This window comes from Pseudomonas sp. S2_C11 (genome assembly GCF_054668395.1).
Genome location: NZ_CP162765.1, coordinates 3,474,095 through 3,491,122, shown reverse-complemented (window position 1 = coordinate 3,491,122; position 17,028 = coordinate 3,474,095). Strand labels below are relative to the sequence as shown.

At 52.0% G+C, this 17,028-nt stretch carries 16 protein-coding genes; 5 read left to right on the top strand and 11 right to left on the bottom strand.

Going from position 1 to position 17,028, the window contains the following annotated elements; all coding sequences use genetic code 11:
- Positions 1-13 precede the first annotated feature (13 nt).
- The gene (locus AB4N48_RS15705) at positions 14-292 is read right to left on the bottom strand and encodes a hypothetical protein (RefSeq protein ID WP_016773802.1); all 279 of its coding nucleotides are present in this window, start codon (positions 290-292) and stop codon (positions 14-16) included.
- Between the two features lie 221 nt (positions 293-513).
- On the opposite strand from AB4N48_RS15705, the gene AB4N48_RS15700 reads away from it, so the two are divergent.
- The 4 genes from AB4N48_RS15700 (at position 514) to AB4N48_RS15685 (ending at position 2,227) form a co-directional block, all read left to right on the top strand.
- The gene (locus tag AB4N48_RS15700) at positions 514-702 is read left to right on the top strand and encodes a hypothetical protein (RefSeq protein WP_024012286.1); all 189 of its coding nucleotides are present in this window, start codon (positions 514-516) and stop codon (positions 700-702) included.
- 312 nt (positions 703-1,014) lie between these two features.
- Positions 1,015-1,386, top strand: coding sequence for a bacteriocin (locus AB4N48_RS15695; protein WP_123418714.1), 372 nt, complete (start codon positions 1,015-1,017; stop codon positions 1,384-1,386).
- A 135-nt stretch (positions 1,387-1,521) separates the two neighbouring features.
- Positions 1,522-1,941 (top strand): YMGG-like glycine zipper-containing protein, encoded by a 420-nt coding sequence (locus AB4N48_RS15690; protein WP_024012287.1) that lies wholly within the window; start codon positions 1,522-1,524, stop codon positions 1,939-1,941.
- 118 nt (positions 1,942-2,059) lie between these two features.
- Positions 2,060-2,227, top strand: coding sequence for a hypothetical protein (locus AB4N48_RS15685; RefSeq protein WP_282387937.1), 168 nt, complete (start codon positions 2,060-2,062; stop codon positions 2,225-2,227).
- A gap of 68 nt (positions 2,228-2,295) precedes the next feature.
- Here AB4N48_RS15685 and AB4N48_RS15680 read toward each other — a convergent pair whose 3' ends face one another.
- The 5 genes from AB4N48_RS15680 to AB4N48_RS15660 form a co-directional block, all read right to left on the bottom strand.
- Entirely contained in the window at positions 2,296-2,670 is a 375-nt protein-coding gene (locus tag AB4N48_RS15680) for a hypothetical protein (protein WP_460093899.1), read from the bottom strand.
- Positions 2,671-2,937: 267 nt separating this feature from the next.
- Positions 2,938-3,168 (bottom strand): DUF6896 domain-containing protein, encoded by a 231-nt coding sequence (locus AB4N48_RS15675; protein ID WP_406228628.1) that lies wholly within the window; start codon positions 3,166-3,168, stop codon positions 2,938-2,940.
- Positions 3,156-3,569 (bottom strand): DUF6896 domain-containing protein, encoded by a 414-nt coding sequence (locus tag AB4N48_RS15670; protein WP_217851032.1) that lies wholly within the window; start codon positions 3,567-3,569, stop codon positions 3,156-3,158. Before AB4N48_RS15670 ends, AB4N48_RS15675 begins: the two co-directional genes overlap by 13 nt.
- 704 nt (positions 3,570-4,273) lie before the next feature.
- Positions 4,274-4,660, bottom strand: coding sequence for a hypothetical protein (locus AB4N48_RS15665; protein ID WP_460093896.1), 387 nt, complete (start codon positions 4,658-4,660; stop codon positions 4,274-4,276).
- The gene (locus AB4N48_RS15660; RefSeq protein ID WP_460093894.1) at positions 4,657-9,513 is read right to left on the bottom strand and encodes an RHS repeat-associated core domain-containing protein; all 4,857 of its coding nucleotides are present in this window, start codon (positions 9,511-9,513) and stop codon (positions 4,657-4,659) included. The genes AB4N48_RS15665 and AB4N48_RS15660 overlap by 4 nt, the downstream gene beginning before the upstream one ends.
- A 239-nt stretch (positions 9,514-9,752) precedes the next feature.
- Between AB4N48_RS15660 and AB4N48_RS15655 the strand changes: the two genes are divergently transcribed.
- A complete protein-coding gene (locus tag AB4N48_RS15655; protein WP_056784114.1) occupies positions 9,753-10,448 on the top strand; it encodes an HAD-IA family hydrolase in 696 nt (231 codons plus the stop codon).
- Between the two features lie 62 nt (positions 10,449-10,510).
- Here the strand turns inward: AB4N48_RS15655 and AB4N48_RS15650 are convergent, their stop codons facing one another.
- The 5 genes from AB4N48_RS15650 to AB4N48_RS15630 form a co-directional block, all read right to left on the bottom strand.
- Positions 10,511-11,257, bottom strand: coding sequence for a 3-oxoacyl-ACP reductase family protein (locus AB4N48_RS15650; protein WP_056784118.1), 747 nt, complete (start codon positions 11,255-11,257; stop codon positions 10,511-10,513).
- Positions 11,258-11,566: 309 nt separating this feature from the next.
- Positions 11,567-12,736, bottom strand: coding sequence for a hypothetical protein (locus tag AB4N48_RS15645; protein WP_162999800.1), 1,170 nt, complete (start codon positions 12,734-12,736; stop codon positions 11,567-11,569).
- Between the two features lie 670 nt (positions 12,737-13,406).
- The gene (locus AB4N48_RS15640; RefSeq protein ID WP_122611416.1) at positions 13,407-14,369 is read right to left on the bottom strand and encodes an ATP-binding protein; all 963 of its coding nucleotides are present in this window, start codon (positions 14,367-14,369) and stop codon (positions 13,407-13,409) included.
- Positions 14,366-16,252 carry a DDE-type integrase/transposase/recombinase gene (locus tag AB4N48_RS15635; protein ID WP_122611417.1) on the bottom strand — a complete coding sequence of 629 codons (1,887 nt, stop codon included), beginning with the start codon at positions 16,250-16,252 and terminating at the stop codon, positions 14,366-14,368. The genes AB4N48_RS15640 and AB4N48_RS15635 overlap by 4 nt, the downstream gene beginning before the upstream one ends.
- Positions 16,245-16,907 (bottom strand): TnsA endonuclease N-terminal domain-containing protein, encoded by a 663-nt coding sequence (locus tag AB4N48_RS15630; protein WP_122611418.1) that lies wholly within the window; start codon positions 16,905-16,907, stop codon positions 16,245-16,247. The genes AB4N48_RS15635 and AB4N48_RS15630 overlap by 8 nt, the downstream gene beginning before the upstream one ends.
- Positions 16,908-17,028 lie beyond the last annotated feature (121 nt).

Here is a 17,028-nt window from a genome sequence, read left to right as displayed (position 1 = left end):
TTTTTCGCGTCAATCAGCCTTGTGGCTTGAGCAACACAGCACCTCTTGCGTCATAGGTCAGCGGTGTATCGATGGCAACGAGGGGCGGTGTCCCGTCAGGCTGCGCCGATGGTGCGGGCTCGCTGGGATGGTAGACGACGCCCGGCTGGAGAAGCGGTTTGTCCGGGTATTTGATGGTGATTTCACCCGAGGCGATCTTTTCCTTGAGTTTTTCCGCACCGGCCTTGCCGGCAGCGATCTGCTCGTCCGTGAGTTTTACGACTGGCATGTTCGGGAATCCATTGATCTGCATGATCTCTCCTTGAGATTCATTTGTAGGAGTAAGGGCAGCGGCCGTTCGATGGAAATCTTTAGCGAATGATCGTTCACGACGCTTTTTTCCATTCGTCGGTGATCAGCCTTTCTGAACGGCAAGTCCAGTAGTGACCAGCTAGTCTCAAAAGCGCTGAGGGGCGATATTTTCCAGGCAAAACTGTTTTGTCGGTGTCGACCCGGTTGCGTAGGGGAGAGTCTATGTCAGGTCCATTTATCGAAGATGATGGCGCAGAGTTTTCATTCAACAATTGTGTGCGCTGCGGTCAGTCGGAGTATCAGTCGGGGTTTGGCGAGGATCCGGTGAGCATCGGCAAAATCAAATCCACAGCCCCCAAAGGGCCGAAAGCGAAATTCCTACCCAAGGTCACGGCAAGGACCAGAAAGTGATTTCATCCCGTACCCCGTCACTGAACGGGGTTTTTTATGTGCGCAAGAATAGGGGTTTGAAATCTCTGGCAAGCATTGACATTAATGTCGGTTTTTTTTCACAAACTTTTCACGTTGGCCAACGTAGTGTGAAGCCATCCGTTAGAAAGCAAGTCTCCAGCCCGTTTCCCCAGCGGGCTTTTTTTTGCCCGGCATAAAACCTTTTCCCTGATCGCGGTCCAAACGACGCTGTCGCCTGCGTCTGGACTTTCCTGGGCCGAGCGCATTAAATCCCGCTCCTTTTCGTCATCCCGTTTATTTGAGGTTTTCGTCATGCGTTTAACACTGCCTGCTCTGGTTCTTGGCCTTCTGGTTGCTCAAGGTGCGATGGCTGCCGGTGATGGCACCGCTGCGCTGGGCGGTGGCCTGGGTGGCGCGCTGGGTAACGTGGTCGGTCAGAAAATGGGCGGCAGCACCGGCGCCGTAATTGGCGCTGGCGTTGCGGGCGCAGCGGGCAGCGCAGTCGCCGCACGCAAGGGCAGCCGCACCAAAGCGGCGATCGGCGGCGGTGTCGGTGCAGCCGGCGGTTCGGTGATCGGCAACAGCCTGGGCGGCCGCAACGGCGCCACCATCGGTGCAGGTCTGGGCGGCGCGGCCGGCGGTGCCGTCGGCAGCAATCTGGGCAAAGGTCACAAGCGCCACTGAGACTGATGGCCTGTCAGAAAAAGCCCGACTCGATGTCGGGCTTTTTCATGGCTGAACGTTTCGTCAGAAATCATCTCCAATCTGCATACGCCCCGCTTGGGCGGACTGTCCCGATTCGGGAACTGCGAGGTTCATATGCGATTGTCATTATCTGCACTGTTTTTTGGCTTGGTCGTGGCGCAGGGCGCGATGGCGGCCGGAGACGGCACCGCTGCCGTAGGCGGTGGTCTCGGCGGTGCGCTGGGTAATGTGGTTGGCGGACAACTTGGCGGCAGTACGGGCGCAGCGGTCGGCGCAGGTGTTGGCGGCGCGGCCGGCAGTGCCGTCGGCGCGAACAAACGCAACCGCACCGAAGCCGCGATTGGCGGCGGTCTTGGCGCAGCAGGGGGCTCGGTCGTCGGCAACAGCCTCGGCGGCTCCACCGGCTCCGCCATTGGCGCGGGCCTGGGCGGCGCAGCAGGCGGCGCGGTAGGTAACAATCTTGGCGACGACGACGGTGGATCTCATTCCGGTGGCCACAAGCACAAGAACAAACACAAAAATAAACATCGCTGATTGATCAACGAAAACCCGGCCTGGCGCCGGGTTTTTTGTGTCTGGCCGTCAGGCGGAGGAACGATTGGCGATAGGGCTTTTCGAAAGTGATACATCCCACACGCTCAAGAGGTGCGCCATGACTCCCGAAACCGAAGGCAAAGAAGAGAAGGGCCCTAATGGGCTGCCGTTTATCAATGATCCGGGCAGTGAAGATCCTGGAGCGGTGACGGATGATGCGCCGGTGCCGTTGAATGATGCGGATGAGGCGGATATGGAGTATGAGGAGGATGGGGATGAGCAGTGAGGTGGGGTTGAGGTTTTGAATGATGGTTTAAGGGCCTGACTCCGCAGGCCCTACAGAAAATCTGTTCCTCAGAATGAGACGTCGATTCTTTGTGCTCTGATTTTTACAAACTGACCATTGAGGTGCGGAAAATCGAAGTGGATATCTTGATCCGCAAATTCGACGAACGACTTGAGCGTATTGCCTTCTAAGCGCCCGTAGATATCGCATGAGAAACCATTGTCAATCATCTTGACACGTGTTTCGCTGCCATCACATTTTGAGATGTCTATTTCGTCCGGCAGCACCATTTCGAACTCGGCTGAGTAGGTCTCACCTACTTCGATTACTGACGGGCAGTGGCCTGCGAAGCATCTCACAGTCACACCGTTGATGCTGAGTAGGACCATTTCTTCGATGATTGGGTCGATCTCTACAATATGCGCGGGATATTTCTTAGTCATCTGCGAGCCATGCTCTCGTTTTCTTTCAGAGGATTGAGGTGATCAGTGAAGTTTTTTATGAGTTGGACTTTGCCATAATGGCCTGAGTCAGCAGGCGCTTAAGTCTCGTTTTCAGAGGTTTTCCGGCGGGTCGATTAATTCATAGAGGTCATCGGAGGGCGATATTTTTTTGATTCTGCCTGAGCCTATATAAGACTTGAACTCGCTCTCAAGAAAATTTATGTCAGTGTATTTTTTGTACTCTTCAGGTCTGTCGGTGGCGTACATTTAAAGGCGCCACTCATCAAAACCATCGATCCTGTTATTCGAACCGTAATCGAAATCCACTGATTCAGTGGGAAAATGAATAGCACAGCCTATGCCGTGTAGTTCATATTCAACGCCATCGATGACTTCTCCGCAACTTTCTATTTTGCCGCTCCCCAAAGTCTTAGGATGTTTCGAGTGCCAAATTTTTCTTGTAATAGCGTTGTTCCTTCTTTTTTTCAGTTGGTCCATATATACAAGTTGCTAATTAAGGAAATTTTCTTGATTTTTTTTAGATCTATGTATTCGGCGAATTCTTTTTCGATTATTTTTTTGTCGCAGTATTTTCTATATTTAGATGGTCTTTCACAAGCAAAGAAGTATAAGCGGCGAATGTCAAACCCATTGATTTCACCATTAGGCCCATAGTCAAAATCTACAGTTCCTGTCGATAGATTAATGCGGCAGCCAATGCCGTGCAGTTCATATTTAACGCCTCGAGTGACTCTCCCGCGACGCTTTATCGCCCTGGTATGCCAAAGCCTTCGAATGTCCCGAGTGCCAAATTTTTTTTCAAATATAAGCGTGCTTGTCTCTACCATAGAAGTAAAGTCATGTATCAGGGTATCCAAAGTTTGATCTTGGTCACTCATTTTTTTCTCCGGTTTTGCGAAATATCTAGTCCAATGATTTGGCTGGTTGGATTGCATTTTTATTGTTTAAAAATTGCTGAGTGCTCTTTGGGGTGGTAGTGATTTTCAGCCTTGGTGATATTGCTTTTGGTCTTGCAGGCGATGCGCGAGGAGTGTTTGATGCGTGATGTTTAGAAAAGTGACTCTGTTAAGTAGACGCTAGGTTCTCTTAATCTCAATGATGATGTAATGAATTTTATCTCGGAAGTCTCTGATGCAACGCAAACTAAGTGCCTGCTCTCAATAGTTTGAATGGATAATTAAAATTTTTCCCGTGTGGGGAGATTGGATGTCGTCAAGCTTGTAACTTCACTGCACGTCATCCCTATGCGGCAAGCATTGTATTCTATGGATTCTCACGTCTTCGGAGGCGTGTCTGGAATTTCTCTGATGTCAAATGCCAGAGTCAGTGTTGAAAGATTATTGTCTATGTTTAGAGTGAAGAGCTTAATCTCTCCGATAGGTATATTTCGGCTGAAGACCATATTGAAGAATTTGCTGCCATTTATCTCATTCCAGTATTTCATGTGTTTCTTTTACTCTGTCGATCTATTTCTAGAAAGCGCCTTCATGTAGTGTTGGTTAATGCTCGGCCTGCGTTTTTCTAAATATTCACATGGGCGCCATTTGTCCATTCTGTCGTCACGAGATATGTCGTTCTTCCCCTAAGTCCCTATCCACTGTAAGAAAAATTCCCTCTGTAATTCTGGCGAGTTTGTTAGGTTTTCATTTTCGTAGTCAAATATCGACACTACGTCTTTTAGTGATGGTTCTGCTCCATTTGTCAATTCATAAGCTTTTAATCCAAGAGACATTTGTGATGATAAGCTCGAGGGGTGAACATTTAGCTTTGAGCCTTTGCAAAAAAAAGTTACTAGAGGGTTGTCCTTTCGGATCAAACCGAAACAATGATAAAAATTTTTGCCGGCATATGTTTTTGACGATAAACCGTCCAGGTTTAGAGTTATGCTTATTTTCTCGCTATCGCAAATCAGAACTACATCTTTGATTGCATATTCTTTTTCTACGATAATTGTGAATTCCGAAATCATTTGTCAATTTTCCTATATGGATTCGGGATGGAGTAACCAAAGTCACGCCCATCATCAATAATTATCGTGGCGCCTAGAATATCTTCGTTTTTGATGATTTTTGGGACGGCGAATTCCTGTTCTCGGGAAAATTTGTATCGGTTTCCTAATTCTTGCTTCAAATCATAGCCATTGACTCTCTTCAAAGTATAAAGAAACCCGGTTTTTGTAAAAAAGCTGGTAGCAAACTCTTTTCCCACGTCTCGAGAGGGGGAGGTGCTGATAAAGCCGCTTGGAGGAAAATCGCTATCAATGGAGTGGAGGAATAAGTCCTCGCTGTCTCCCTTGCTTTTGAATCCGTTCACAAAAACATCGGACGGGTCTCTTGAATCTCCTCGGTACAGATATTCCTGCTTTTTCTTAGGCGCTGGTGCATCAGGCTCCCCCTCATCAACCTTAACCCCATCACTCGCCCCCGGAACCTCACACCCAGGCTTCTTCGGCGGTGGGCAATTGGACGTCAACCCCAACGGATCCACCCACCCCGTCGGATTCGGCACGTACTGGTACTGATTCAACCCACCCGCGAGCTTCACCGGGTCCGGCGTCAAATACCGCCCCAATCTCGGGTCGTAATACCGATGCCGGTTGTAATGCAGCCCACTTTCAACATCGAAATACTGCCCCTGAAAGCGCAGCGGTTGGTCGAGGTAGTCTTCGCCGGCCAAGGTGACGGCGGCGACTTTGCCGTAGGCGTCGTATTGCGCGGACCAGACGATTTCGCCGCTGTAGTCGGTGAGTTCCTGCGGAGTACCGAGGTGGTCGAGTTGGTAGTAGAACGGGCAGGCTTTTTTTGGGCCTTTGCCGTCGAGCATCGCCAGTGGGCGGAAGGTGCCGGGTTCGTAGAGGAAGCTGCGGTATTGCGTGGCGCTGCTTTCGGCGACGAGGTGTTCGCCTTGCCAGAAGAATTCGGTGACGGCGCCGTCGATTGTTTTGCGGATGCGCCGGCCGAAGGCGTCGTAGTGATAAGTGGCGGTCTGGCCGTCGGGGCGGGTCAGGCCGATCAGGCGGTGCTGGCAGTCGTAGCGGTATTCGGTGACCAGGGTCTGGCCGTGGCCACGGCGTTCGCGGATCAGGTTGCCGAAGGCGTCGTAGTCGTAATGGCGGTCGCCTTGCATCAGCAGGCGGTTGCCCTTGATCTGCGCGGGACCGGGGCGGTCCTGCATCAGCAGGTTGCCCGCCGGGTCGTGGGCGAAGGATTCGGGCAGTTCGTCGCGCGAGTGACGGACGCGGATCAACCGGTCGAGGGCGTCGTAGCCGTAGGTGCGCTGGCCGTGGCGGCTGTCGGCGATGTGCTCGAGATTGCCGTTGGCGCTGTAGGCATAATCGCGGCGGTACAGCGAGGCGTGGCGATGGCCTACAGCGTGGGCGAGCAAGCGGCCCTGATCGTCGTAGGAGTATTCGCTGAGCAGCAAACCTTGCTGGCGTTGCTGTTCGCGACCGGACTGATACACATGCCGGGTCAGCGGCGTGCCGTTGAGGTCGATGGCTGACAGCGCACCGCCCTTGGCGTAGTGATAATCGAGCTTGCTGTTGTCCGGCAGACGCAGGCGTTTGAGCTGACCGCAGGCGTCATAGGCGTAGCGCAAGGTGCCCCAGCCCTGATGCTCGGTGATCAGCCGATCCTGACGGTCGTACTCGAAGGCCAGCGGATGGTTTTGCCCGTCCTCGACACCGATCAACCGACCGAGGCGATCGTAGTCGTAGCGAACTTTGAGCCCATCGGGCAGGGTTTTGACCAGCAAGCGCCCGGCCTTGTCGCGCTCATAGTGGGTGACCAGACTGGGGCCGAAATCACCAAACTCGGTCTTCTCCAGCAGGTGCCCGTTGAGGTCGTAGGCATACGCCGTGCGCCGCCCATCAAACCCGGTTTCCTGTCGGATCAATCCGGTCGGCGTGTAATCCAGTCGGTACTTTTCTCCGGACTCGTTTTCAATCTCGGTCAGCAACAGCCGCGCATGGTCATAGCGGTACTGCACGCGGGTGCCGTCAGGATTGATCCGCCGCGAGACCAGGTGCAGGTCGTCGTCATATTCGTAGCGGGTGATGCGCCCGAGCTCGTCGCGCTCAGCGGTGATCTGGCCGTAGGCGCCGTAGCTGTAGGCGCGCGTGCTGCCCGTAGGAGAAGTCGTCAGGATCAGTCGGCCGGCCGCGTCCCACTGCTGACGACTGACAACACCAAATTCGTCCTGGGTGGTAATCCGCCGTCCCAGCGCATCGTAGGAAAAGCGCCGCACGCCGCCATCGGGCAGGGTTTCTTCGATGAGCTGACCGAGCTCGTTCCACACCCAGCGGTGGCGGCTGCTGTCCGGATAACGCAGCGACAGCAATTGCCCGCGCAGGTTGTAGTAGTAATGGGTGACCTGGCCGTCGGGATCGACCGCTTCGGTGACGGCGCCTTCAGCGTTGCGCCGGTAGATCCACACCGCATCACCACGGCAACGCTTGTAGAGAAAACCGTTGCGGTACTCGTAGGACGTTGGTGCATCGTCCGGCGGAATCAGCGCGATCAGCCGTCCGACCTCGTCGTAGCGGTATTCGGTAACCGCGCCCAACGCATCCTGCTCGGCGATCAACCGGCCCTGCTGGTCATAGGCCTTGAGCTGCTCGCCACCATCGGCCGCGACCTGCCGCACCAGCCGTGCGCGCTCGTCGTGGACGTAGACTTCTTCGGTACCGTCGACGTAATGCACGGTCACGCTGGCGTCGTCATCGTTCCAGACGTAACGGGTGTTCATCTGCGAGAACGACGCCCAGTGCCTCACGCAGCGCGCCGCTTTGCCCTCGCGCTGCCACTCCCAGAAGAAGCTCGCGCCGCCGGTCAGCTGGCGCTGGAGGATGACGTGATGGTCGTCGTAGTCGTAGCGTTCGCTGTCGCCGACCGCGTTGGTCGCGGTCAGCAGGCGTTGCCGGGCATCGAAGCTGTAGGTGGCAAGGGTTTGCTCGGTGGTCCACTCGCCCTGGACGAACACCTGATAATCAATCGCCACCAGCTGCGCGCGGTCATAACGCAACAGCAATGAGCGGCCGGCGCCGTTGTCCAGACGCTGAATGCGGTCGGAGCGATCGCGTTGCAGGGTCAGACGATTGCCGTAGACATCGCTGATCGCCGTCAGCCGGCCGGCGCGAAAGTGATAAAAGCGCGCGCTGTCGCCGGCCAAAACCAGAATCAGTTCTTCCGGCTCATCGCCAAGAAAGATCGCCGCCCGCGACAGGCTGTTGTGAATGGCTGGGCGCGCGACGTTGGGCAGGGGAAAACGGGTGCGGCGGTTTTCGTGGTCGATCCAGATCACGCCATCGCCGTCGAAGGCCAGGCGATGGGCCAGCGTGTGGCTCCAGCCGAAACCCAGGCCGATGTCTATCTCGACCGCGCTGCTGCGGTACAAGCGGGTGAACTCGAAGGGCAGCACGCCATCGAGCACCGCGTCGGTCAGGGTCAGCAGTTCCTCGCCGGTGACCATCGACACCGGGCAGCCGTTTTTGCAGGTATTGGGGACGCAGTCGGCGGCGTCGCCGTTGGGGTTTTTCGCCTGGTCGGGGGCGTCGTCGTGGGGCTCGTGGCGCTCAAGGCGCGCCATGCCCTGGGATTTTTCCCGCGCGAGCGGCGCCGGATTCGGCACGCGGAGCACCACCGCGTCGGCCTGACGAATGTTCAGCGGAATCGATGGCGTCGGCTTCAGCTCCACTTCGCGGGCATGGAACATCAGCGGCTTCAGCGTGCTCGCGTGCTGTTTGAGTTCCGGTGTCGAAGTCAGCTCAGCCAGACGCAAGGCTGAGGCGGCCAGCCACTCCCGCGCCCTTGGCGACTTGATCTTCGCCAAGACCTTGCCGCTCAAACGCAGCGATACGCCGGCACCGCCCGCCACGCGCATCAACAGGAAGCTGATCAGCAACTCGGTGCGAACTTCGGCCACCACCTCGGCGAGGTATTGCGGCGGCAGCATCTTCAGCCAACTGGTGAACGCGGCCAGATGAATGAACAACAACGGCTCGTCGCTGAGCATCAACAAGGCGTTGGCGATCGCTTCGTTTGAAGCGGCAAGCAGCGCCTCGAGTTCGACTTCGCTCAGGTATTCGAGGAGCTTTGCGCTGTGCTCCTGCAGATCGGCAAGTAGGGCGAACAGCTGTTGAATGTCATCCCAGACGCCATTCAGGGCTTTTTCCAGGCCGCGCCAATCGGCCCGCTGCAACTGCCCGTAACGATCAAGAAAACCGGCGCTGGAAAACTCCGTCCACTGCGGCTGGAAGCCTGTCCATTCGCTGCGCAGCCAGCCTTCAAGGCCGGCAATGACCCCTTCATATGAGGCATACAGGGCGCGGACATGGGCGGAGGAAACGTTGGGAAAGAAGGTGACGCGATAGCGCTGGCCGCGCATGCAATCGGTCACCTCGAGGATCCCGCTCGGGCCAATGGTGTAGCGCTTTGGTTCGCCGAAGGTCAGCACGCCGTCGACGTCGCTGAGCAGCGGTTCGAGGGTCACCGGGGTGTCGCCGATCGGTACGAAGCGCGCTGCTTCAAACAGATGCACCAGGGTCAGCGGTCCGCTGGCCGAACACATGACCACCGATGAACTGACAGGTGCGCGCGAAGTGATCGGCGCGCTCAGTTGTACGTCATTGCCAACCTTGAACACCTGCTCGATGTCCAGCGCCGTCCCCGTCCAGAATTGCTCGGCCCAGGCGTCGTAGTTGTTCAGGCACAGGCGGAACTCGTCGATCAGCGCTTCAAAATCTAGCTGCTTCGGATTCAGGGCGGCCACCACCAGCAGTCCGATGCTGTTGTTCAGGGCCAGGAGCTGATCGGGTTGAAACATTCGCAGTCGCTCGCGCATATGAAGAAACGGGAGCGCGGACTTTGCGGGGGATCAAAAAGGAAAGAAGTCGGGGAAGTAGGCAGTGTCTGTAGGAGTTTTCGCTAAATGCGAAAAGGCGTCGATGGCATTGCCCGTTGCTCAATGTCCATCGGCCTCGCTATGCTGCTGAACCCATTAATCAGATCCGCGTTGCGGCACGCTGCCTGTCGCCCGGGATGTCTTTGTTAACGGATCCGATGATGAATGCACCGCTGAAGACGTTCGGCCCGATCAAGGCCGTGATTTTCGATATGGACGGTTTGCTGCTCGACACCGAGGGCATTTACACCGAGGTCACCTCGCTGATTGCCGGGCGCTACGGGAAAACCTTCGACTGGAGCGTCAAGCAGAACATCATTGGTCGCGGTGCCAATGATCTGGCCAACTACGTGGTGCAGGCGTTGGAGTTACCGATCACTCCGGAAGAATTTCTGCAGATCCGCGAGCCGCTGATGCGCGAGCGTTTCCCCAAGGCGCAAGCGATGCCGGGGGCCGAAGCGCTGGTGCGTCACCTCAAGGCGCACAACATCCCGATCGCAGTCGGCACCAGTTCGTCGCGCCAGTCGTTCGGGCAGAAAACCACCTTGCACCGTGAGTGGTTTGCGCTGTTCGATTTCATCGTCACGGCGGACGATCCGGAAGTCGGCGCGGCCAAACCGGCGCCGGATATCTTCCTCACCGCCGCCCGGCGCCTGGGCATCGCGCCCGGGGATTGTCTGGTGTTCGAGGATTCGCCGTTCGGCGTCACCGCCGCGAAAGCGGCAGGCATGACCGCAATCGCCATCCCCGACGCAGCGATGGCTGATGAGAAATATGCTCACGCTGACGGCATTATCCGCTCGCTGAAAGCATTTATGCCCAGCGCCTTTGGCTTGCCGACGCTGGAACTGGCTTGACCGTCCGCACAAAAACGCCGTCCTTCCTGTAAAGAAGGGCGGCGTTTTTTCTTGCCGGTCTGTCAGGCGCCGAAACCACCGTCGATGGTCAGGCTGGCACCGGTGATGTAGCCGGCTTCAGGCCCGGCCAGGTAGGCGACGAAGCTGGCGATTTCATCGGCGGTGCCGTAACGACCGACGGCCATCAGCGGGATCAGGCTGTCGGCGAATTCGCCATGGGCCGGGTTCATGTCGGTGTCGACCGGGCCAGGTTGCACGTTGTTGATGGTGATGCCGCGAGGGCCGAGATCGCGGGCAAGGCCTTTGGTCAGGCCGACCAGTGCCGATTTGCTCATCGCGTAGACACCGCCACCGCCGAAAGGCATGCGGTCGGCGTTGGTGCTGCCGATGTTGATGATCCGCGAGCCTTCGCCCATGTGTTTCGCCGCTTCCTGCGAAGCAATGAACACGCTGCGCACGTTGATGGCCAGGGTCTGATCGAAATCTTCGAGTTTGAAATCTTCCAGCGGCGCGATGGCTAGCACGCCGGCGTTGTTGACCAGAATATCCAGGCGTCCAAACGCTTCGACGGTGGCGCTGACGGCGTGGCGAATCGCGCTGGCGTCGGCGCTGTCAGCCTTGATCGCCAAGGCTTTACCGCCGTTGCCGGTGATGCTGTTCTGCAGTTCTTCAGCTTTGGCGGCGGAGCTGACGTAGGTGAAAGCGACAGCGGCGCCTTCAGCGGCCAGACGTTTGACGATGGCCGCGCCGATGCCGCGCGAACCGCCTTGAATCAGAGCGACCTTGCCGCTGAGGTGTTGAGTGGTCATGTTCGATCTCCAAGTGTTCAAGGCGGAATGCCTTGGTGTTGGTGCCGAGTATCGGCCTGGCATCGACAACCGGCATCGTCATTCATCAGATTTTAAATTCCAGCCTAATGAAAACAGTGGGTTATGCAGGTGTGTTCATTAGAAAATACAGTGAAAATTCATCAATACTTAAATTTAGTTTTAGCATGCCGTTATAAAATAAAATAGGCTTTTGAAAGGAGCAGGGAGTGACGCATGACGGAAAAGGATCCATCAGGTAGGAGTGGTTTTTGGAGACGCTAACGAATGCACAGTAAAAATTTGGTGGCTTCAGATGTCGCTAGATCTACGTGTAGTGGTACTTCCGCATCTTTTTCGTGTGAGTTTTGGGCGGTATGGGGCGCTTTGCAAAAGGTTTCTTAATTCATAAATCGATGTGGGGTCATACAAATGCTGAGTATCGCCATTACAGAGAGTCAATGTGCAAGAAGGTTTAAGTTGATGTCGTTCAATTAAAAGTCTGACTTTGCCTCGGTGGTAACCTATGATGTCACCAATCTGTTGAATCGATAAGTGATTAATTAAGTGAGTTTTTGCTTCATGAATTTGGGATGCTGATAGAAATTTTTTTCCATCGAATATTTTAGGCATGATTAAGTTTGTCAGAAGAAAGCGACGATGAAAAAGCGTTACAGCAATACCTAGCTTGTTCGCGGCTTCAGCTGGTGTGATGTTATAAAGCTCATCTGTTGAGGATGAGGCGGGGAGTAGCGGTTTCCGATATAAAAGAGCCTTTCGCAACTCTTCCAATTTGACGAATATTTCGTTTCGGTGATAAAAATCAATCAGAGAAATGTCGCTGACATGAGTGATTTCAAGTTCCTGAATTAGACGCCGTGTTTTATGAGTACTTGACCCTAGAAAAAATGCGATTTCGCTGGTTAAGATGTATAGTTTTCTAAAAGCATTCACCGATTTTTTAGTAATTAGTATTAAATTTTTAGGTCCAGGGTTTTGTTCGCTTTTGATTGCTACTAAGATGCCAGATTTTATTAACTTTGCTGCGGCATCGGTTGTACATTTAAGCAATGTGCAAGCTTCACGAATACGGTAGTGTTTGAGTTCAATAAGTTTTTTATCTTTGTTGAATTGTGATATGTGAGATGTTATCTGATCGACAATTTGGCATAGTGGAGTGCATGATTTGTAGTGCCTACTGTACGGTGATTTGTTTTTGTCGTACTCAAAATTTCTCTGAATAAAATCATTTTTCCATAGCCACTTGCTATTTCCTCCTATCAAGTAATGGAGCTCCTTCAATGAAAACTCTACCTGTGAGCAGCAGCTGTCATTTGTGCATTGGCGGCGTGGATTTATAGAAAGCTCCTCCGCAAGCGCATTATCTGCATAGCTTCTTAATACGGCATGGCTTTTAACCCAGGGCGCAAGATGCATTGGTTTAGTAAAGTTGGGGTGTTCGCTGGACTGATAGCTAATCATGCTCTTTGCATGTTTAAGTATGGTTGGAAATAATTTGTGCGTAGGGGGGTGTGGTCGGGTTGGCGCGCTATCCAAAGGGTTTCGCATATGATCGCCATTTTGGTTAACGATGACAATTCCTTTATATATGAATCAGTCCCGAAAACATGTACTCTGCTTTTGTCGACGAAAATCGCTGTTTCGCAAGGGGCAGTTCTTCTTTCATATCCGCACGCACAATATAATAAGTTAGCATTGGTCCATGATTCTTTTTTTTGGCATTGCGGACATTGAGTTATGCATTTGATCATGTGTATGGGGCAATGCTCTATATTTTTTACGTCTGAAAATATCGTGATCAATTCTTCAAGCAGGCACTTTGGGCAATATCTAAATATTCTCGTAAACTGTTGCCGAGTCAAGCTCACATCATCTATCCCCCAATAAGAATCGGCGCAGGGGTGAGTGGAGTAAACGAATTTGTCGAATGAGATATTTGGAAACTCTGATAGAAAATGCACAAACAGCGGAGAACGTTCTGTTAACAACTCAAGAGTGTCGGAAGGGCATGGTGTGTTTAGAGCGAAGCACAACGACGAAAGTGTGTTATATCCATTATGTAATGCTGTGCGCATGAGCAGCCCTTTTGGGCTTTCCCACTGTTGAGGGATACCTACATAACACAAGGTGTTCACGATTTACTTCCTGTGGCGCTATTCTTTGATTTTAGTGCGATCTTAAGCTGGGCGGGAGACATGCGGAAATAGTTTGGACTGCAGCAAAATGCAAGGTCATCAGCAGCTTCGGCGAAATCATTAAGAGTTAGAGTGTGATCACCCCTGAGTAAAGAAATCCGAAAACCATCGTGCAGTAGGTTACTTAATTTACGGAAATTTCCTTGGGTTGAGAGATAAACAGCGATATAGTGATTCGGGTCAGTTAGGTGGATAAATTTTTGCAAATCACCTAGTCTGATCAGTTCTTTTTGCAATCCAGAAAGTATACCGATGAATGAGGAAGATGAGGTTTCCTCTGTGATGGGCAGTATTTTCAGTTTCGCCCGATACGGGAACCGGTCGCTCAGCTCCTGAATCATATTCACGATGGTTTCTCCAGCCGAAGTTCCCGATAGTAAGAAAGGAACTCCTGACTTGTTTAGAAGTATGCTTATCCAACTGCAAAGTGAGTATTTTGTTTTTGATTGACCTTTTTCAGCAATATGGTGGAAGTCGTCTAATATCACTAATTTAACTTGCATTATGTCAAGTCTTTCGATTATTAGCGTTTCCAAGGTCGTGACGCTTTGATGGTCGTTGGGGTTTGCACCTAGCTCTCTCGCTAGAACCATTGACAAACTTTTGATCGTGGCAGACTCAGGAAGCTCAACATATAAGCAAGGCTTAACAATATGCTCGCACCTAACGTCTCTGACTTTTCGCGCGTAGCCCAATTGTTTTTCTATCATACGACATAGACGGGTTTTGCCCACGCCGGTTGAGCCGATTAGCATGGCTGACGCTGGATCTTTTCGATGGCGGGTAGTGTCAAAGCACTTTGTTATCAGACGCATCGCTTCGCAGAAGTCAGGGTAGAGAATCGTATAGGCAGCAAGTGTCTCCAGAATTTCATCGGTATTAACAGTTGTCGAGGTCATAAAGTTTCTCCTTCAAAAATCGGTATGTCGTCTACATCACCTTTACCTGCGAGGTCAGATATCAAAGGGGCATCGGCATCGCGAGATGGTTCGGTTGAAGGAGTCGTTCTACGCTTCCTTTTTCTACGTTCGGATCGAGAGTCTTCATACTCCTCGGCCATGCTCTGTCGCAGGAGAAGCAATGCTAGGTCAGCATCGCTATCATCAAATTCGTGGCCTTCTTCCAAGAAGTGACGGCGCAACAATTCATGCTCTGTGAGAGTCAGGCCATTTTGGTACTCTGGTTGTGTCGCGTATGCGCGTTCGGGATTACGTGGATTGTCAGGATGAGCTACCCAGATTTCGCCTAAATTTAAAGGACTGAAATAGCAAATTGCTTTTTGTCCACGCCTTAAGTTCGACCGAATTTCTGGAAGGCCGGGACCATACCAACTCAAGGACAAAAAATGCACTCGCCCCGCAGCGCTGATGTTCGCCCTTCTTACGATTCTGCATAGCGCATCGAGATCCTCTTCCGTAAATTTCTCAGGGAGCAAGTGATTTTTTATCGCACGCTGCCATGCAACAGCGGGAGGCATATTCAACGCCCGGTGTTTTTTTTGATGATATACACGCTCTAACCAATATTCGAAATGACGGCCTAGGCTTTCTTCTGTGAACGTAGCTTCTCGTTCATTAGCGTAATACATGCGTAACGACAAGTCGGCATTCGTCGCCCCTGCTTGTTCGTGAAGCCAAGATTCAAACGTTCCAAAAAAACGTTCTACACGAGCACGTGCGTTAGGTGTATAGGGTGGGCCGCGGTCGAAGAGAATGTTTAGGCGGTCTAAAAAATACTTGATTGTTGAGTTGTCAAACTCCGAACCATTGTCACTATGTATGAAGATGGGCTTACCCCGTATCTGTTCTTCGCCTGGCACAGCTATTAGTGCTTTCTTTAGAGCTCGAATCGTTTTTTCTGCGCAGGGGTATGTAGCGGACAGCTCCCACCCAATTACGCATCGCGTCTTGATGTCTAAAATGATGGTAAGCCATAAAATCCTACCTAGACAGTTACCATCTTTATCATTTATATCTATCTTCAACAAGTGGCTGTCTATTTCTGCCGAATCCAAACACTCTTCAGGTTCCTCGCTGCACTTGCTTGAGTGATGAGCTTTTTTTACATAGTCTCGGCCATGACGTATTTCGTCGCTGGTAATTTTACAAAGATTAAGTACCTTTCTTCTAACCGTTGAGAGGGAAGGCGCTTTTAGTAGAACTGTCGAATATCCTTCTCTTCGGCGATTGATGATTGTGATCTGAGCGTGGATGTAGCTGTGCAGTGTTTTAAATCCTATGCGACGTGGAGATAGGTAGTACTCTTTGATCAGATCATGAATGACTGTTTCTACATCTGGTTGTAAGCGTTTGCCGCGCGGCAGGAAGCTTCGATCTTTTAATAAACAGAAACGGTCGCAGTTGTGCTTCTTGTACTCCTTCGTCCAGGCGTAAAGACTGCTGTAACTAGGAGGTTTTGGATCGCACATGCTACGACCCAAATGAGAAATAAGATCAATTGTTGCCTTTAGTGGAAGCGTACCTCCTAACTGTTTTATCGCTGCCTCAACGTAAGAAAATTTACGTTGCGCTGAGATTACCGCTGGGTCGCAAGGATTGGTGAAAGCTAGCGCTTTAGACCCTGTGCCAGGCGAATTTGCAAACTGGACGATAGATCGGAGCGAAATTTCATGTGCCATTCTTTCATAGGTCAGAGATATTGTGTGAAGCCTTTCTAAATCCCTTAAAGTCACGATTTCTTCGTCGACGTGTATAACTTCCATTACTCGCCCATTTACCACATATTGACTTCCGATGGTCGGAGCCGGCGGTTCATTACGCATGTTTCGGCCTCCAATCTACTAGAAGGCTTGGTGTTAATTTTTGAGTCAAATCAACAACCAGTCTTCCCAAAAGAATATTATAAAAAATCGTAGATGCGTGCGGGGCGGCGTCATCTTGGATCAGGTCACCGAGAGTGGCTGGCCATGAACGTTGCCGTACGTAGTAACAAAAATGTGCTTGTTGTTGACCGCTGCTGTTCCTGCAACGGCTATATAGTGCTTTTAACGTCGTGAATTCGGCAGAGCCAGTTATGCTCAGTTTATCGTGCTGTTGGAAACTCCATCCTTCCTGGGTGCATAAATTATTAAAGCTTTCAAGTTTTATAATTCGGCTTAAGCGTTGTTTAGTGAAGTCGTATTTGACCTCGGTGAAATAACCGTCCCCATCGTTAGTAATGACAAGAAAGTCGGGTGTATAGCGATAAAGCTGGTCGTCGTCGATCCAGGTAAATGTGTGTGGCTGTGCATAGTACCTGAGCACTTGCGGATAATACTCTAACCAAATGCAATAAGATGACTCGAGAATCGCTTCGCATTCAATCGAGCGACCGTTTTTTAAGGACGGAAAATTAACGATAAAATTCTGACGCCGGCGCGGAAGCGACTGACGTACCGGGCTATTTTCGAGAATCATAGGCTTCGAGGTGATGATCATAGGAGATCCCCACTAAGACATCCGATGTTCCATCACGCATGGAAACATAGGTTCGTACTCGTTGTGCCTCATAAGAATCCGCTTGCCGTCAACGCCTTGTAGTCGTGGATCAGTAACTGCA

Bases quoted from the DNA above. Each gene is read 5' to 3' on its own strand.
- AB4N48_RS15655 (WP_056784114.1), top strand. From the start codon at position 9,753: ATGAATGCACCGCTGAAGACGTTCGGCCCGATCAAGGCCGTGATTTTC.
- AB4N48_RS15650 (WP_056784118.1), bottom strand. From the start codon at position 11,257: ATGACCACTCAACACCTCAGCGGCAAGGTCGCTCTGATTCAAGGCGGT.
- AB4N48_RS15675 (WP_406228628.1), bottom strand. From the start codon at position 3,168: ATGGACCAACTGAAAAAAAGAAGGAACAACGCTATTACAAGAAAAATT.
- AB4N48_RS15665 (WP_460093896.1), bottom strand. From the start codon at position 4,660: ATGATTTCGGAATTCACAATTATCGTAGAAAAAGAATATGCAATCAAA.
- AB4N48_RS15700 (WP_024012286.1), top strand. From the start codon at position 514: ATGTCAGGTCCATTTATCGAAGATGATGGCGCAGAGTTTTCATTCAAC.
- AB4N48_RS15670 (WP_217851032.1), bottom strand. From the start codon at position 3,569: ATGAGTGACCAAGATCAAACTTTGGATACCCTGATACATGACTTTACT.
- AB4N48_RS15640 (WP_122611416.1), bottom strand. From the start codon at position 14,369: ATGACCTCGACAACTGTTAATACCGATGAAATTCTGGAGACACTTGCT.
- AB4N48_RS15630 (WP_122611418.1), bottom strand. From the start codon at position 16,907: ATGATCATCACCTCGAAGCCTATGATTCTCGAAAATAGCCCGGTACGT.
- AB4N48_RS15680 (WP_460093899.1), bottom strand. From the start codon at position 2,670: ATGACTAAGAAATATCCCGCGCATATTGTAGAGATCGACCCAATCATC.
- AB4N48_RS15685 (WP_282387937.1), top strand. From the start codon at position 2,060: ATGACTCCCGAAACCGAAGGCAAAGAAGAGAAGGGCCCTAATGGGCTG.
- AB4N48_RS15645 (WP_162999800.1), bottom strand. From the start codon at position 12,736: ATGATTAGCTATCAGTCCAGCGAACACCCCAACTTTACTAAACCAATG.
- AB4N48_RS15635 (WP_122611417.1), bottom strand. From the start codon at position 16,252: ATGCGTAATGAACCGCCGGCTCCGACCATCGGAAGTCAATATGTGGTA.
- AB4N48_RS15660 (WP_460093894.1), bottom strand. From the start codon at position 9,513: ATGTTTCAACCCGATCAGCTCCTGGCCCTGAACAACAGCATCGGACTG.
- AB4N48_RS15690 (WP_024012287.1), top strand. From the start codon at position 1,522: ATGCGATTGTCATTATCTGCACTGTTTTTTGGCTTGGTCGTGGCGCAG.
- AB4N48_RS15705 (WP_016773802.1), bottom strand. From the start codon at position 292: ATGCAGATCAATGGATTCCCGAACATGCCAGTCGTAAAACTCACGGAC.
- AB4N48_RS15695 (WP_123418714.1), top strand. From the start codon at position 1,015: ATGCGTTTAACACTGCCTGCTCTGGTTCTTGGCCTTCTGGTTGCTCAA.